Consider the following 15,830-nt stretch of genomic DNA (forward strand, 5'->3'; position numbering starts at 1 on the left):
TCACCGCTTTTTTGCCAAACGATCCGACACCTGTTGGCAGGAGTCGGCCGTTGGAGGAGTCAGCCCCGAAAGCCCGTCGCCACCACGAATTTCTCACTGGAATCCGAGCGGCTCGCCCCCGGCTTGATGTTCACCACCTTCTCGAACTTCTGCTTCAGGAGCTTCTGCAGATCGCCTTCCGCGCCCCCGGCCAGAACCTTGGCCACGAATGTGCCGCCCTCTTCCAGCACGTCGAAGGCGAAATAGGCCGCCGTTTCACAGAGCGCGATGATGCGCAGGTGGTCGGTCTGCTTGTGGCCCGAAGAGGCGGCCGCCATGTCGCTCATCACCACATCGGCCTTGCCGCCAAGCCACTCTTTCACCTTCTCATCAGCCCCGTCGGACATGAAATCCAGCACATGGGCTTCGGCCCCGGCCACAGGCTCTACGTCCTGAAGGTCCACCCCCAGCACGGTGCCCACGGCCTTGCCGCTCTTCTCGCCAAGCGCGTTCACCCGCTGCACGGCCACCTGCAGCCAGCCACCGGGCGCGCAGCCCAGATCCACCACGCGGGCACCGGGTACGAGGAAGCGGAACTTGTCGTCGATCTCGAGGATCTTGAAGGCCGCGCGGCCGCGATAGCCTTCGGCCTTGGCGCGTTTCACGTAAGGGTCGTTCAGCTGACGCTCCAGCCACAGCGTGGAGGAGAGCTTGCGCCCCCGCGCCGTTTTCACCTTTACCCGCAGATCGCGCGCCCCGCGCCCGCTCGTGTTGCCTGTCTTCTTCTTCACCATCTCAGAACGGCCCGTCTTCCAATACGCCATCCGCGCTCATCTGGGCATAGAGCAGCCCTTCCCTCAAACCCCGGTCCGCCACCGACAGCCGGTCGGTGGGCCAGATCCGCAGCAGCGCCTGCAGGATCGCCGCGCCCGACATGATCAGCGCGTGGCGGTCCTTGCCGATCCGCGGATCGGCGCGGCGGCCCAGTGGACCGAGCGAGAGATAATCGCGGATCACCGCATCTATCTGATCTGACGTCATGCGCAACCCGTCGACCTTGTTGCGGTCGTAGCGTTTCAGCCCCAGATGCGAAGCCGCCACGGTGGTGACGGTGCCGCTGGTGCCGATGATCTGGAAGCCCTCGCGTGCCTGCGTGGCGTTGTAGGGGCTGAAATCGGCGAGCTTTTCCTCGAAAGAACAGCTCATCAGTGCAAAGCGCCCGGCATCGTCTTCCACGTCGTCAAACTGATCGCGCAGCGTCGCCACGCCCAGCGGGACGGAAATCCAATCCACGACCTTGGCCGCCGGGAACGGGCTTTCGGCCTGCGAAAACCCCCGGCTCAGGCGCATGATTGCCAGCGGGCGCTCTATCTTGGGCACCTTGGAGATGTCAATCCAGACAAGCTCCGTGCTGCCGCCGCCGATATCCACCACCAGAAGCTGTTCTGTCTTCTTGCTCACCAAGGGCGCGCAGGAGATCACGGCGAGCCGGGCTTCTTCTTCGGCTTCGATGATTTCCAGCGACAGCCCGGTTTCGCGCTTCACCATACGGATGAACTCGCGGCTGTTTTCTGCACGGCGGCAGGCCTCGGTGGCCACCAGCCGCATCCGCGTCACGTTGTGTTTCTGCAGTTTCTTGCGGCAGATGCGCAGCGCCTGCACCGTGCGCCACATGGAGGCACGCGAAAGCTTGCCCGAGGCTTCCAGCCCCGCGCCGAGCTGCACGGATTTCGAGAAACTGTCCACCACATGGAACTGGCTGCCCTTGGGCTGGGCAATCAGCATGCGGCAGCTGTTCGTTCCCAGATCCAACGCCGCATACAAGGCATCGGGATCCGGCTTTCCTGGCGCGGGGGGCTCAACCGCCTTCGGGAACGCGCCCGCACCTTTGGGACGCTTGGGCGCCATGATTCACGCCCTCCATTTTCGAGTTGCTCTCAGGGTAGGCGCGATGCGGAAGCGGCGCAAGGTGGCATTCCGGGCGCGCGGGCATCGCGGGCGGGAGCAAGGTCGCTTCGCGTGGCTTGGGTGTCGAAAACCGGCACAAGGCGGGCGGTTGCGGCGCGTACAAGGGGCTACGGAGTAGAGGAATCAGCAAATGCCTGACGTCACCATCGTTTACTGGCGGGACATCCCGGCGCAGGTCATCGTCGGCAAGGGCCGTCGTGGCGCCAAGGTGCAACTGCCCGAACGCTTCGAGCAGGCCATCGACCGCGCCGCCATGAAGGTTGGCGCTGACGGCACGGATGCTTACCTTGCCGAGTGGCGCAAGGCCGCGCCCTACACGGTGGAGGGCGAACCGCAGGAGGTGGCCGCCTCGGAAGCCGCGCGGCTTGAGGCCACCTATGATCAGGCCCGCATCAAGACGCTGATTGCAAACGACGGATGGGACTAAGCCCGCATTCCTTTCTGGAGGCCGCCATGGCACTGCTGAAATTCAAGAAGAAGCCAGAGTTCACCCTAGACGCCGCGCCCGTGTCGCCCACGGTCGAGGCCTTTCTGGACGGCTATTCCATCGAGGTGATGCCCCGCACCGCCGAGAAGGTGGAGGATTTCCGCAGCCTTCTGCCCGCCGGCACTCGCGTCTACATCGCCCATATCGAAGGCACGCCCATCGAGGATATGGTCGCCACCGCCAAGCGTCTGGCCCATGAAGGCTATCCGGTGATGCCGCATTTCCCGGCGCGCATCATCAAGGACGAAGCCACGCTCACCGATTGGATCGCGCGCTATCAGGGCGAAGCGGGCGTCGATCAGGCCTTGCTGCTGGCCGGTGGCGTCGCCACCCCGCACGGCAAGTTCGATTCTTCCATGCAGCTGATGGAAACCGGTCTCTTCGGCAAGGCGGGCTTCAAGCGCCTGCATGTCGCCGGCCACCCGGAAGGCAACAAGGACATCGACCCAGACGGCTCTGACAAGAACGTAATGGACGCCCTGCGCTGGAAGCAGCGTTTTGCCGAGAGCAGCGACGCGCAGATGGCGCTGGCCACGCAGTTCTGTTTCGAAGCCGCCCCGGTGATCAAATGGGCAGACCGCCTGAAAGCTGAAGGCATCGATATCCCGATCCACATCGGCGTCGCGGGCCCGGCCAAGCTGCAAACGCTGATCAAATTCGCCGTGGCCTGCGGCGTGGGCCCCTCCCTGAAAGTGCTGCAGAAGCGCGCCAAGGACGTGACCAAGCTGCTGCTGCCCTTCGAGCCCACCGAATTCATCGCCGATCTCGCCGCGCACAAGGCCGCCAACCCTGATTTCAACATCGAGCGCGTGCATTTCTTCCCGCTCGGCGGCATCAAGACGAACGCCAATTGGGCCATTGAGCACGCAGGCGCCTCGGGCGTTCCGGCGCAACCCGTCGAAATCGCCTGACGATGCCACCCCGCGCGCTCCTGTTCGATCTTGACGGCACCATGCTGCACAGCGATCCGATCCATGTGGCCGTCTTCGCCGATCTGCTGGCCCCGCGCGGGATCACCGTGGATGAGGCGTTTTACAACGCCCATATCCACGGGCGGCTGAACGCCGACATCTTTGCCGAGTTCATGCCCAAAGCTGGGGACCCGCAGGCGCTTTCGGAGGCCAAGGAAGCCGAGTTCCGCGCCCGTCTGCCCCGCCCCTACCCGGCCATGGCAGGCCTTGAGGCCTTCCTCGTGCAGGCCGAGGCGGAAGGCATCCCCTGCGCCGTCGTCACCAATGCTCCGCGTGTAAACGCTGAGGCCATGCTCGACGCCATCGGGCTGCGCCATCATGTAAAGGCACTGGTCATCGGCGAGGAATGCACCCACGGCAAGCCGCATCCGGAGCCCTACCTTAAAGGCGCGGAAACCCTTGGCGCATCCGCTGCCGATTGCCTCGCCTTTGAAGACAGCCCCTCCGGCCTGCGCGCGGCGCGTGCCGCCGGGGCCTTCGTGATCGGCATCCGCTCCACCATGGAGGACGCCGCCATGCGCGCCGCCGGGGCGCATCTGACGATCGAAGATTTCACCGATCCGGCCCTCGGGCGGATCCTGCACCGCGAAACTGGAGCCCTTGCATGACCCGCACAATCGTCGAGTCCAAAACCAAAACCGCCGTTCTTGGCTTTGATGAGCCCTTCTGCGTGATCGGCGAGCGGATCAACCCCACCGGCCGCAAGAAACTGGCCGCCGAGCTGGAAGCGGGCGATTTCTCCACCGTGGAGAAAGACGCGCTGGCGCAGGTGCTGGCCGGAGCCGATGTGCTCGATATCAACGCGGGCGTTGTCTACAACTCCAACCCCAACCCCAACGAGACCGAACCGCCGCTGATGCGCCAGATCGTGGAACTGGTGCAGGGGCTGGTGGATGTGCCGCTCTGCATCGATTCCTCCGTGCCGGGCGCGCTGGAAGCCGGGCTTGAGGCCGCGCAGGGCCGTCCGCTCTTGAACTCGGTGACGGGCGAGGAAGAGCGGCTCGAACTGGTGCTGCCGCTGGTCAAGAAATACAACGTGCCGGTGGTGGCGATCTCCAACGACGACACCGGCATCTCCGAGGATCCCGACGTGCGCTTCGCCGTCGCCAAGAAAATCGTCGAGCGCGCTGCTGATTTCGGCATCCCCGCCCATGACATCGTGGTGGATCCGCTGGTGATGCCCATCGGCGCCATGGCCACGGCAGGCAAGCAGGTGTTTACGCTGGTGCGCCGGTTGCGCGAGGAGCTGGGGGTGAACACAACCTGCGGCGCGTCCAACATCTCCTTCGGGCTGCCGAACCGCCACGGCATCAACAACGCCTTTCTGCCCATGGCCATGGGTGCCGGGATGACGAGCGCGATCATGAACCCGGTCGCCCTGCCCGTCACGCAGAAGGCGATTGCCGAGAAGAAGGAACAGGTGCTCGCCGCCGGGATCATCCTGCCCGAAGAAATCGACGACGAGACCTTCGTCACGCTCTTTGGCCTAGGCTCTACCAAGCCGCGCCCCGGCAAGGAAATGGAAGCGATCCGCGCCGCCAACCTGCTGACCGACAACGACGCTCACGGCGGGCGCTGGATTTCCTTCAACAAGGACCCCAACGCCGGAGAGCAAGGCGGCCGCGCCAACCGCCGCGCCGGGGGCCGCCGCCGCCGCAGCGCATAACGCCTGGGGCCCTGACAGACGCGCCCGCCGCCCTATGTGGTGGCGGGAAAGGATGGGCCCCATGAACGATCTCTCCCCAAGGCGCGAGGCCGCGCCGCAGGTGTCTGACAGGCTTTCGGCCGTGATCACTGCCGTGGACGCCCACTTCGGCGAAGGCTACGCGCGCGAGAACCCAGCACTTGTGGCGAGCCTCGTGCAATCGGCCAGCATAGATGCCGCCGTCGCCGCCGGGCAAAAGGCCCATGGAGAGGCCATGGGCCTTGCGCGCGAAGTGACGCGCGACGTCTGCGAAACGCTGCTCAAGCTGAAGCCGCGTTTTTTCGGGTAAGCTACATTGTCCAATTTGCAGGCCGGCACCGCCGGCCAGCCCCCGACCCTCCCCAATGGGAGGGGGCTTCACCCCCACCCAGGGTCGGGGGCTGGCCTCGGGTTGTGTGGTTGAGGTGATCTCAAAAACGAAATCAGGCGGTGCTCCCCAGCACCGCCTGACTATCGCAACGACGGACCGCGAAACCAAAAAGCCTCAAGATGCCGTCGGGGCATTTATCTCCTGCCAAAACACATGCGTAAAGAAAAATCTTTCGCTCATCTGCGCTTTCCCGTGACGGTTGTTTTTGACAGCCCCGCGCCGGAGCGCGACACTTAGCGGAGCGCGGCAAGACTTCCCGTTCCAATTCAGAGGCATAGCGCGCCAGCCCCCGCTCAAAGGATTGCTTTCCCTGCCTGAAACGCCGCCATCTCCTGACGCAACGTCACCCGAGCAGGCGACAACCGCCCTGCCCCCGCCCCCTGCCTCGCTGCGCCGGCTGGCCTTGCGTTTCCTCGCCATTCTCGCCTTTGCCGTCCTGATCCACTGGGTGATCGGCTACACGATGGAGAAGGCCAAGGCACTGGAAGGCGAAAGCGCGGATATGGTCGCCCTCGGCCTGCTGGCCCTGCTGCTTCTGGCCTACGCGCTGCTCATCGCCACGCCCTTCGTGCCCGGCATCGAAATCGGCCTCGCGCTTCTGCTGCTGCAGGGCGCCGACATCGTGCTGGCCGTCTATCTGGCCACGGTGCTTGGCCTGAGCCTTGCCTTTCTTGCTGGAAAGCTTCTCGGCGCGGACGCATTGATCACGCTCTTCGCCGATCTTCGCCTCAGGAAGGCCTGCGCCTTTCTGGAAGCCCGCAAAGACAAAAGCCCTGACGAACACCTTGCCGCCTTTACTGCACGCTTTCCCGGCCCATGGGGCGCGCGCCTTGCGGCCTCGCGCTACCTGCTGCTGGGCGCGCTTCTGAACTTGCCCGGCAACGCCATGATGGGCGGCGGTGGCGGCCTGAGCCTGCTGGCGGGGCTGTCAGGCCTGTTTCGCTGGCACTGGGTGCTGCTCACCTACCTGATCGCCGTGGCCCCGGTGCCGCTCATCGTCTGGCTCAACGGCGCGGACGGGCTAGCCCGTTAGGCCGCCGCCGCCCATGCCGCGATTGAGCGCTGGAAAGACGCCCGCGGCCTTTCCTTGTGCCTTCAAACCGCTATCCTCCGGCACAACACACTCCGCGACACAGGCGCAAGGCCCCCCATGAGCTCTGATCCCCTCGTCATCTTCACCCCCTCCGGCAAGCGCGGGCACTTCCCCGTCGGCACCCCGATCCTGACAGCCGCCCGCCAGCTGGGCGTGGATCTGGATTCGGTCTGCGGCGGGCGGGGCATCTGCTCCAAATGCCAGATCACCCCCTCCTATGGCGAATTCTCCAAACACGGCGTCACGGTGCAGGCCGATGCGCTCTCGGAGTGGAACGCGGTGGAGGAGCGCTACAAGAGCAAGCGCGGGCTGATCGACGGTCGTCGTCTGGGCTGCCAAGCACAGGTGCAGGGCGATGTGGTGATCGACGTGCCGCCGGAAAGCCAGGTCCACAAGCAGGTGGTGCGCAAACGCGCCGAGGCGCGCGACATCACGCTCAACCCGTCGGTGCATCTGCACTACGTGGAGGTGCTGGAACCCAACATGCATGACCCTTCCGGCGATCTGGAACGGCTGCGCGATGCGCTGAAAAGCCAGTGGGATCTGGAAGGCTTCGAGGTCAGCCTTTCCGTGCTCTCCCGCCTGCAGAAAGCGCTGCGCAAGGGCGAATGGAAGGTCACTTGCGTGATCCACAAGGCCCCCGGTGCTCCGATGCGGCTTCTGGACGTGCACCCCGGCCTCTACGAGGGCCCGCTTTACGGGCTGGCGGTGGATCTGGGCTCCACCACCATCGCCGCGCATCTCTGCGATCTGGCCACGGGCGAGGTCGTGGCCTCCTCCGGCGTGATGAACCCGCAGATCCGCTTCGGCGAGGATCTGATGAGCCGGGTGAGCTATTCGATGATGAACACCGGCGGCGATGCCGAGATGACGGCCGCCGTGCGTGGCGGCATGAACCAGCTGTTCGCCGACATCGCCGTGGAGGCCGGGATCAGCGAAGCCCAGATCGTGGATGCGGTCTTCGTCTGCAACCCGGTGATGCACCACCTCTTTCTGGGGATCGACCCTTACGAGCTGGGCCAAGCCCCCTTCGCGCTGGCCACGTCTGACTCCTTGCGCCTGGCTGCCTCCGATCTGGGCCTTACCCGCCTGCATCCGGAGGCCCGCGCCTACCTGCTGCCGTGCATCGCGGGCCATGTGGGCGCGGATGCCGCCGCCGTGGCGCTCTCGGAAGCGCCCGACAAATCCGCCGACCTCGTGCTGGTGGTGGACGTCGGCACCAACGCCGAAATCCTGCTCGGAAACAGCGAGAAGGTGCTCGCCTGTTCCTCCCCCACGGGGCCTGCCTTTGAGGGGGCGCAGATCTCCTCGGGCCAGCGCGCTGCGCCCGGCGCGATCGAGCGGGTGCAGATCGATCCCGTCACAAAGGAGCCGCGCTTCCGGGTGATCGGCAGCGATCTCTGGAGCGATGAAGAGGGCTTTGAAGCCGCCATCGCCACCACCGGGATCACTGGGATCTGCGGCTCCGGCATCATCGAGATGGTCGCCGAGATGCGTATGGCCGGGATCCTGGACGCGCCCGGGCTGATCGGCTCGCCCGAGCAAACCGGCACCGACCGCTGTTTCCTTGACGGGCGCACCTATTCCTATCGCGTGTGGGATGGCAGCGCCGACGGCGGCCCGGTGATCACCGTCACCAACCGCGACATCCGCGAAATCCAGATGGCCAAGGCCGCGCTCTACTCCGGCGCGCGGCTCTTGATGGACAAATTCGGCGTGGACACCGTGGACCGCATCGTGCTGGCCGGGGCATTCGGCGCGCATATCAGCCCCAAACACGCGATGGTGCTGGGCATGATCCCCGATTGCGCGCTGGAAAAGGTCACCTCCGCAGGCAACGCCGCCGGCACAGGCGCGCGGATTGCACTTCTGAACACCGAGGCCCGCAGCGAGATCGAAGCGACGGTTCGCGAGATCCACAAGATCGAAACCGCCATCGAGCCGCGCTTTCAGGAGCATTTCGTCAACGCCTCCGCCATCCCGAACGCAGTGGAGCCCTTCCCCATTCTCGGTCAGGTCGTCACCCTGCCAACGGAGACTTTCAACACAGGAGGTGGTGGCGAGGGCGAAGGCGGGCGGCGGCGGCGCAGGCGTGGGTGATTAACAGGAACGTGGCGGCCACTCAGCTTAGCGGCGCAAGGCGCGACAGCGGGATCTGGTATTCGCTTTCCAGTTCGGCAACGGATTTCGAACTGGCCATATCCAAGGTGACGGGCTCTACGTCCGTACCTTGCAGGAAGTTCCACGTCTTGAGCATGCCCTGCCTCGCCGCGTCCTTTTCCTCTTCCGTCATGTCCGATTTGCTGAGTTGCAAACCGAAGATCGCGACGAAATCTTTCCACGCAATGGCGTCGATATCGACGTTGGAGAGCACATAGGCAAATGCCGTGGTCTGTTCCATCCTGGTTTTGATGGAAGCGGCCTGCACGAAACGCCCCCACGCCATTAGATCCACGCGGTAAATCCCCCAATCCGTGGCATAAACGAAATACTCCTCGATGGTTTCAGCGCGGCCTTCTGTCGATCCGAGGAAAATTTCCAGTGTCTTGCTGATAATCTTGAATACGCCAGAGATCACATCAGTGGTGCCGCCTTCCACGAACCCACCAATGGCCTCTTCGAGAACCGCCGGAATGCTTGCGGCGTTGCTGGAGGAGTAGGCGCGCGACATCCCGCTGGATCGCAACACATTTGAGATCGGCACTGTCTTGTTCGTGCCAACACCTGCATCGAGGATCAACAAATTGATTTGCTTCGAGAAAAGCTCCTTCTTTGCGGTTGCCAGCGCCTCCAGTGCATCCAGCGCCTCGCGCTCCGCCTGTGCCAGATCGTCCGATCCATCGATGCTGTCGACAATGTTTTTGAAGATAGCCATGTGTGTTCCTCCCAAACAAACTGTGTTGAATATCAAGTTATGAATGTCGGTCGGTCATAGCATGTTTCCACCAATAGTTGCATGATTCCATTCAATCACCCCTAATGGGTGCAGCCTGAACAACATCTATTGAGCCCTGCCTCAAAGGACTTTACACGCTGCTGGTTCACGACAAGATTGTTGTGGATACCTGTTGACCACTGCCCCGTGGCCCTCTAAATCGGAACTCCGAGGCGGGTATGGTGAAAAGGTATCACACGAGCTTCCCAAGCTCTTGTTACGGGTTCGATTCCCGTTACCCGCTCCAAGCTCTCCCCCCCCAAACAGGCTTCCCATGGAACTGACATTTCTCAGCCCGCTGCCCCGTGACGTGATGGACGCCCACGGCGTGCCGCCCGGCTACACCTACGCGCTGGCCGACCGCGTGCGCTTTCAGGAGGTGGACGCGCTGCTGCACGCCAACAACGTGGCCTATGTGGCGTGGTTCGAGACCCTGCGCACGCGCTACCTGCGGGATATGGGCGTGCTGGACTGTTTTGAAAGCTTCCCCGCCTTCGTGGTCGCCGAACAGACGATCCGCTACCGCGCACCGCTCCTGCTGGATCAGGCCTATGTCGCCGCCGGGCGCACCACGCGCGTGGGGCGGTCGAGCTTTGCGCAGGACTATGTGCTGATGGCCGATGGCAAGCTCTGCGCCGAAGGCACGGCGCAGATGGTCAACGTGGATCCCGACACGGGAAAGGGCCACCCCCTGCCGGAAGCGGCCCGCCGTATTTTCATCGATCAGGACGGGGCGGAGAGCTAGTTCAGCCCGCCAACCCGCGAATGTGGTTCACGAGGCCAAGGGTGGAGCCATCCTTGCCCGCGCCATCGCTTTGGCCCGTCACCACCGGCTGAAGCGCGAGCGCCAGTTCCTTGCCCAGTTCCACGCCCCATTGGTCAAAGGAGTTGAGGCCCAAAATCACGCCTTCCACGAAAACGCGGTGCTCATAGAGCGCGATGATCTGACCGAAGATCTCGGGCGTGAGCTTGGGGTATACAAGCGTGGTCGAAGGGCGGTTGCCCGGGAAGACCCGATGCCGTGCTTGCCGCTCCAGCTCCGCCCCCTCAAGGCCCTTTTTCGCCATGATCTCCGTGGCTTCTTCAAGACTCCTTCCGCGCAGAAGTGCTTCGGATTGCGCCAGACAATTAGCCACCAAAAGCGTGTGCTGATGCGCCAGTTCCGGCTCGTGGCCTTCCGCCGCCACCATGAATTCGCAGGGGATCACCCGCGTGCCCTGGTGGATCAGCTGGTAAAACGCGTGCTGGCCGTTGGTGCCGGGCTCGCCCCAGACAACGGGGCCAGAATTGCGCTCCAGATCCTTGCCGTCCATCGAGACACGCTTGCCGTTGCTCTCCATCTCCAGTTGCTGGAGATAGGCCGGCAAGCGCAGCAGGCGCTGTTCGTAGGGCAGAACGGCGCGCGTGCCATGGCCGCAGATCTGGTTGTGCCAGATGCCCACCAGCGCCAGCAACACGGGAAGGTTCTCCGCCAGCGGCACCTCGCAGAAATGCTTGTCCATCGCGAGGCCACCGGCCAGGAAGGCGCGGAAATCGGCAGCACCAACGGCGATCATCACCGGAAGGCCGATTGGCCCCCACATGGAATAGCGCCCGCCGACCCAATCCTCGAAACCAAAAACCCGTTCCGGATCAATGCCATATGCGCCTGTCTTCTCAAGGTTCGACGACAGCGCGGCGAATTGGCTGGCCGGATCCTTCACCACTTCGCCCATCCAGGCCTTGGCGGTGTCGGCGTTCGTCATCGTCTCGATGGTGGTAAAGGTCTTGGAGGCCACCAGCACCAGCGTCGTTTCCGGATTCAGCGGCCGCAGCACATCGGCGATATGCGCGCCATCGACGTTGGAGACGTAATGCAGGCGCGGGCCGTCGTGGTAGGGCGCAAGCGCCAGCGTCGCCATGACGGGGCCCAGATCAGAGCCGCCGATGCCGATGTTCACCACATCGGTGATCGCGCCACCCTGCCCCTTGAACTGGCCTGAGCGCACGGATTCGGCGAAATGCCCCATGCGCTCCAGCGTTTCCATCACCTTCGGCATGACGTTCTCACCGTCCACGAAGATGGGGCGCTCATCGAGGTTGCGCAGCGCGGTGTGCAGCACGGCGCGGCCCTCGGTTTCGTTGATCTTCTCGCCGGTGAACATGGCAGTGCGGCGGGCTTCCACATCCGCCCCACGTGCCAGTTCCACAAGCGCGTCAAGGGCTTGCGCGTCGATGTTCGTCTTGGAGAAATCAAAGAGCATATCCCCGAACCGGGCGGAAAATGCCTCAGCGCGCTTGGGATCGTCAAACAGTGAAAGGATGCGCCGGCCTTCGGTGGCGGCGTGCAGGTCGTGCAGGGTCTTCCAGGTCATGAAATCACTCGGCCCAATGTACAGTTGCGTCAGAAAGAATTGCGTAAACAGGGGCTTGCATCGGATCCTTCAGGCGGCGCGCCTCTTCCAGAGCAGCGCGTTTCTCGGCCCCCGTGATCACGATGTGCTTGGAGAGCGCAGAGTTCAAGACCCGCGCGGAGAGCGTGATGCGCGGCTCCGGTGCCGTGGGCGCGCGCATCGGCAGCAGCGCGGGCGCTTTCGGCGAAAGCCCCTCGGCCAGCAGATCGGCCCCCGGAAACAGGCTGGCGGTGTGCATATCCGCGCCCATGCCCAGAAGCACGACAGAGAGCGGCAGGATGCTGTCCACCGTCGCCGAAAGCCCGGCGAGCTTGTCTTCGGGGCGCGGCGCATCGGCGTAGAGCGGGATCAGGCGCGCGCCGGCGGCCTTGCCGGTCAGCAGGCGTTCTTTTAGCAGCCGCGTATTGGAACGGTCGGAGCTTTCTGGCACCCAGCGCTCATCGGTGAGCAGCACGTCCACCCGGCTCCAGTCCATCTCCGCCGCGCTCAGATCGTCGAAAATCGGCCCCGGCGTGGTGCCGCCGGGCACGGCGAGGCTCACCCGATCCTGCTGACGCAGCATGGTGGCAAGCTCACTGCCGATCTGATCGGCGATCTTCATCATCATCATTTCGCGGTCGGGATAGTCTACGAAATCCATCACTTGATCTCCCGCCAGCGGCGACCGTCCCGGTGCATCAGCGCCAGCGCGCCTTCGGGGCCAGAACTGCCCGGATCGTAAGGTTCGGGCTGATCGCGGCGCTCTTCCCAGCCCTGGATGATCGGATCGGTCCAGGCCCAGGCGGCCTCCACCTCGTCGCCGCGCATGAAGAGCGTCTGGTTGCCCCGGATCACATCCATGATCAGGCGCTCGTAGGCGTCCGGCACATCGGCCTCGTCGGGGCCAAAGGCATCGGCAAAGCTCATGTCCAGTGGCACTTCCATCAGGCGCATGCCGCCCGGCCCCGGCTCCTTGATAGTGACGCGCAGGTGCATGCCCTCATCGGGCTGCAGCCGGATCACCAGCACGTTGCCGCGCCGCCCCTCCTGCACGCCGAAGATCGAATGCGGCGGATCCTTGAACACCACCGCGATCTCGGATTCCCGCGCCCGCAGGCGCTTGCCGGTGCGCAGGTAGATCGGCGTGCCGGACCAGCGCCAGTTGGCGATCTGCACGCGCATGGCGATGAAGCTTTCGGTGCGGCTCTCCGGGTTTTCGGAATCCTCGATATATGAGGGCCCATTGGCGTCGCCGCGATACTGGCCGCGCACGATATGCTTGGGAAGAACCGGATCCAACGCCCTGATAACCTTGAGCTTCTCGTCCCGCACCGCATCCGGCTCAAACTGGCTCGGCGGCTCCATGGCGATGAGGCAAAGCAGTTGCATCAGGTGGTTTTGCACCATGTCCCGCATCGCGCCGGATTTGTCGTAATAGGCGCCCCGGCCGCCAACGGCCACGGTCTCGGACACGGTGATCTGGATGTGGTCGATGTATTGCGTGTTCCAGAGCGGCTCGAACAGGATATTGCCAAAGCGCACCGCCATGAGGTTCTGGACGGTTTCCTTCCCGAGGTAATGGTCGATCCGGTAGATCTGCCCCTCGTCGAAATGCGCCGCCAGCACGGCGTTCAGCGCCTTGGCGCTGGCCAGATCGCGGCCGAAGGGTTTTTCCACCACAATGCGGGACTCCGCATTGGCGACCTCATGCTTGTGCAGCCGCTCGGCGATGTCGCCAAAGAGCGAGGGCGCCACCGAGAGGTAGAAGGCCCGCACCACGCCATCGCGCATCAGCCCGGCAAGCTCCTCCCAGCCGCCGGTGCCCTTGGCGTCGATGGCCACATACTCAAGCCGCTCGGTGAACTGTGCCACTGTCTCGGCGTCCCATTTGCCGGCGGGCAGAAACTCGGCAATCGCCTCGGCGATCTGCGCCCGGTAGGCGGCGGCATCCTGCTCGGTGCGCGCGGCCCCGATGATGCGGGAGTTTTCCGGCATCTGGCCGGCACAGAAACGATGATACAGCCCCGGCAGAATCTTGCGGCGGGCAAGATCGCCTGTGCCGCCAAAGATGACGAGATCGAACGGTTCAACTGGAATGACGCGCGAAACCATGTGGCCCCCGGTGTATTGTTAGCGCTAACGAGTGCTCTTTAGCCCGTGATTTGGCCGAAGTCTAGCATGGGGTTTGCCCATCACAACTGCGTCAGTCCTCACGGCGCAGGGTTTTCATGGGGTGTTAGGGGAATTAGCACTATGTGTCAGCCAGATACGCCACGAGATCAGCAAGAAAGCGCCGCATGAAAGATACGCTGCCGCCCGCCGCCAATGCCGGAAAATTCCTAGATCCCTACCGGACGGCCAAGGGGGAGGAACGCGCCCATGTGGCCTTGAGCGATCCGCAGACGCTCTGGTTCAACACCGGCACGCTCTGCAACATCGCCTGTGTGAATTGCTATATCGACAGCTCTCCCACCAATGATGCGCTCGTCTACCTGACGGCGGATGAGGTGAGCGGCTATCTTGATCAGCTCGAAACGCGGAACTGGGGCGTCCGCGAGATCGGTTTCACCGGAGGCGAGCCTTTCATGAACCCCGAGATGTGCGAGATGATGGCGCGGTCGCTGGCGCGGGGCTACGAGGTGCTGGTGCTGACAAACGCGATGCGCCCGATGATGCGCAAGAGCGTGCGGGCGGATCTGGCGGATCTGATCGCGCAATATGGCGATAAAATCACCTTCCGCATTTCGCTGGATCACTGGTCCGAGGCCCAGCATGACGAGATTCGCGGCAAGGGCGGCTTTGCGAAAACGCTCGAAGGCATGGGCTGGCTGCGCGATCAGGGTGCAAGGCTCGCCGTTGCCGGGCGGATGCTCTGGCAGGAAAGCGAGGCGGAAGCGCGCGAAGCTTTTGCGGAGCTGTTCAAGGCACATGGCTTTGACATCAGTGCTGCCGATCCGGGGCGCACCGTGCTTTTCCCCGAGATGGACGTGAACGTGGAAGTACCAGAGATCACAACGGCTTGCTGGGGGATCCTCAACAAGAAACCCACCGATGTGATGTGTGCCTCATCGCGCATGGTGGTGAAGCACAAGGGGGCTGTGACGCCTTCGGTGATCGCCTGCACCCTGCTGCCTTACGCGCCCGAGTTCGACATGGGCGCGACGCTGGAAGAGGCCGAAAAACCGGTACAACTGAACCACCCCCACTGCGCGAAGTTCTGCGTGCTGGGCGGGGCGAGCTGCTCGGCCTAGGCGTCCAACTCGGTATCCCAGTAGAGGAAATCCATCCAGCTTTCGTGCAGGAAGTTCGGCGGGAACTTGCGGCCCGCGTTGCGCAGCTCTTCCGCGCCGGGCTGGCGCGGCGGTTTGCGCAAGGCAAGGCCCGATTGGCGCAGCGATTTGCTGCCCTTCTTCAGGTTGCAGCGTGAACAGGCCGCCACCACGTTTTCCCAGCTTGTCACCCCGCCCGCGGCGCGTGGCACCACGTGATCGAACGTCAGATCGCCCTTGCTGCCGCAGTATTGGCAGCAGAATTCGTCCCTCAAGAAAAGATTAAAGCGCGTGAAGGCCACGCGCTTTTGAGGTTTCACAAACTCTTTCAGGACAACAACCGAAGGCACCCGGATCACCGTCGAAGGACTTCGGACGACGTGATCATATTCGGCCACGATGTCCACCCGATCCAGGAAGGCCGCTTTCACCGCCTCCTGCCAGGGCCAGAGCGACAGCGGATAATAGGAAAGCGGCCGGTAATCCGCATTCAGCACCAACGCCGGGTGCTGCTTGAGAGCGTGCGGCTCCCGCACGAACTCGGTTCTGAAATCGCCATCCATGGCCACTACGACTCCGTCCTCGCCTTGCGTTCACGATCGGCCAGCCTTTCAAAGTCGGCCGGCCCGATCCGGACCAAGGCGGGCGCAACCGCCCCGGCTCTAAGATCACTATATATGG

16 protein-coding genes and 1 tRNA gene are annotated in these 15,830 nt (G+C 63.6%); 10 read left to right on the forward strand and 7 right to left on the reverse strand.

Annotation, left to right across the window (positions count from 1 at the left end; translation table 11 throughout):
- Window positions 1–59: 59 nt before the first annotated feature.
- Window positions 60–773, reverse strand: coding sequence for an RlmE family RNA methyltransferase (locus KVX96_RS10795; RefSeq protein ID WP_261195440.1), 714 nt, complete (start codon window positions 771–773; stop codon window positions 60–62).
- 1 nt (window position 774) lies between these two features.
- Window positions 775–1,887, reverse strand: a complete 1,113-nt coding sequence (locus KVX96_RS10800) for a Ppx/GppA phosphatase family protein (RefSeq protein WP_261194436.1) — start codon at window positions 1,885–1,887, stop codon at window positions 775–777.
- Window positions 1,888–2,077: 190 nt separating this feature from the next.
- Between KVX96_RS10800 and KVX96_RS10805 the strand changes: the two genes are divergently transcribed.
- The 7 genes from KVX96_RS10805 (at window position 2,078) to KVX96_RS10835 (ending at window position 8,673) form a co-directional block, all read left to right on the forward strand.
- Window positions 2,078–2,374: a virulence factor gene (locus tag KVX96_RS10805; RefSeq protein WP_261194437.1), complete on the forward strand. Its 297-nt coding sequence runs from the start codon at window positions 2,078–2,080 to the stop codon at window positions 2,372–2,374.
- A gap of 26 nt (window positions 2,375–2,400) precedes the next feature.
- Window positions 2,401–3,345 carry a methylenetetrahydrofolate reductase gene (locus KVX96_RS10810; protein WP_261194438.1) on the forward strand — a complete coding sequence of 315 codons (945 nt, stop codon included), beginning with the start codon at window positions 2,401–2,403 and terminating at the stop codon, window positions 3,343–3,345.
- A 2-nt stretch (window positions 3,346–3,347) separates the two neighbouring features.
- Window positions 3,348–4,013, forward strand: coding sequence for an HAD family hydrolase (locus tag KVX96_RS10815; protein ID WP_261194439.1), 666 nt, complete (start codon window positions 3,348–3,350; stop codon window positions 4,011–4,013).
- Window positions 4,010–5,071 carry a methyltetrahydrofolate cobalamin methyltransferase gene (locus KVX96_RS10820; RefSeq protein ID WP_261194440.1) on the forward strand — a complete coding sequence of 354 codons (1,062 nt, stop codon included), beginning with the start codon at window positions 4,010–4,012 and terminating at the stop codon, window positions 5,069–5,071. Before KVX96_RS10815 ends, KVX96_RS10820 begins: the two co-directional genes overlap by 4 nt.
- 61 nt (window positions 5,072–5,132) lie before the next feature.
- Window positions 5,133–5,399, forward strand: coding sequence for a hypothetical protein (locus tag KVX96_RS10825; protein ID WP_261194441.1), 267 nt, complete (start codon window positions 5,133–5,135; stop codon window positions 5,397–5,399).
- A 484-nt stretch (window positions 5,400–5,883) separates the two neighbouring features.
- Window positions 5,884–6,513 carry a hypothetical protein gene (locus KVX96_RS10830; RefSeq protein ID WP_261194442.1) on the forward strand — a complete coding sequence of 210 codons (630 nt, stop codon included), beginning with the start codon at window positions 5,884–5,886 and terminating at the stop codon, window positions 6,511–6,513.
- 117 nt (window positions 6,514–6,630) lie between these two features.
- Window positions 6,631–8,673 carry an ASKHA domain-containing protein gene (locus tag KVX96_RS10835; protein ID WP_261194443.1) on the forward strand — a complete coding sequence of 681 codons (2,043 nt, stop codon included), beginning with the start codon at window positions 6,631–6,633 and terminating at the stop codon, window positions 8,671–8,673.
- 22 nt (window positions 8,674–8,695) lie between these two features.
- Here the strand turns inward: KVX96_RS10835 and KVX96_RS10840 are convergent, their stop codons facing one another.
- Window positions 8,696–9,448 carry a hypothetical protein gene (locus KVX96_RS10840; protein WP_261194444.1) on the reverse strand — a complete coding sequence of 251 codons (753 nt, stop codon included), beginning with the start codon at window positions 9,446–9,448 and terminating at the stop codon, window positions 8,696–8,698.
- 233 nt (window positions 9,449–9,681) lie between these two features.
- On the opposite strand from KVX96_RS10840, the gene KVX96_RS10845 reads away from it, so the two are divergent.
- A tRNA-Gly gene (locus KVX96_RS10845) sits at window positions 9,682–9,755 on the forward strand.
- Between the two features lie 27 nt (window positions 9,756–9,782).
- Complete coding sequence (locus KVX96_RS10850; protein WP_261194445.1) at window positions 9,783–10,253, forward strand: acyl-CoA thioesterase; 471 nt, start codon at window positions 9,783–9,785, stop codon at window positions 10,251–10,253.
- Window position 10,254: 1 nt separating this feature from the next.
- Here the strand turns inward: KVX96_RS10850 and pgi are convergent, their stop codons facing one another.
- Genes pgi through zwf form a run of 3 tightly spaced genes read right to left on the reverse strand, consistent with a single transcriptional unit; the run spans window position 10,255 to window position 13,992 of the window.
- Window positions 10,255–11,862, reverse strand: coding sequence for a glucose-6-phosphate isomerase (gene pgi, locus KVX96_RS10855; protein ID WP_261194446.1), 1,608 nt, complete (start codon window positions 11,860–11,862; stop codon window positions 10,255–10,257).
- A gap of 4 nt (window positions 11,863–11,866) precedes the next feature.
- Complete coding sequence (gene pgl / locus KVX96_RS10860) at window positions 11,867–12,541, reverse strand: 6-phosphogluconolactonase (RefSeq protein ID WP_261194447.1); 675 nt, start codon at window positions 12,539–12,541, stop codon at window positions 11,867–11,869.
- Window positions 12,541–13,992 carry a glucose-6-phosphate dehydrogenase gene (gene zwf / locus KVX96_RS10865; protein WP_261194448.1) on the reverse strand — a complete coding sequence of 484 codons (1,452 nt, stop codon included), beginning with the start codon at window positions 13,990–13,992 and terminating at the stop codon, window positions 12,541–12,543. Before zwf ends, pgl begins: the two co-directional genes overlap by 1 nt.
- Window positions 13,993–14,177: 185 nt before the next feature.
- Between zwf and KVX96_RS10870 the strand changes: the two genes are divergently transcribed.
- Complete coding sequence (locus KVX96_RS10870) at window positions 14,178–15,131, forward strand: radical SAM protein (protein ID WP_261194449.1); 954 nt, start codon at window positions 14,178–14,180, stop codon at window positions 15,129–15,131.
- Here KVX96_RS10870 and KVX96_RS10875 read toward each other — a convergent pair.
- Window positions 15,128–15,712 carry an HNH endonuclease gene (locus tag KVX96_RS10875; RefSeq protein ID WP_261194450.1) on the reverse strand — a complete coding sequence of 195 codons (585 nt, stop codon included), beginning with the start codon at window positions 15,710–15,712 and terminating at the stop codon, window positions 15,128–15,130. The two genes, KVX96_RS10870 and KVX96_RS10875, sit on opposite strands and share 4 nt — an antisense overlap.
- Window positions 15,713–15,830: the final 118 nt, after the last annotated feature.

It is taken from the genome of Pseudoruegeria sp. SHC-113, assembly GCF_025376885.1.
In the GTDB taxonomy this organism is placed as follows: Bacteria; Pseudomonadota; Alphaproteobacteria; order Rhodobacterales; family Rhodobacteraceae; genus Pseudoruegeria.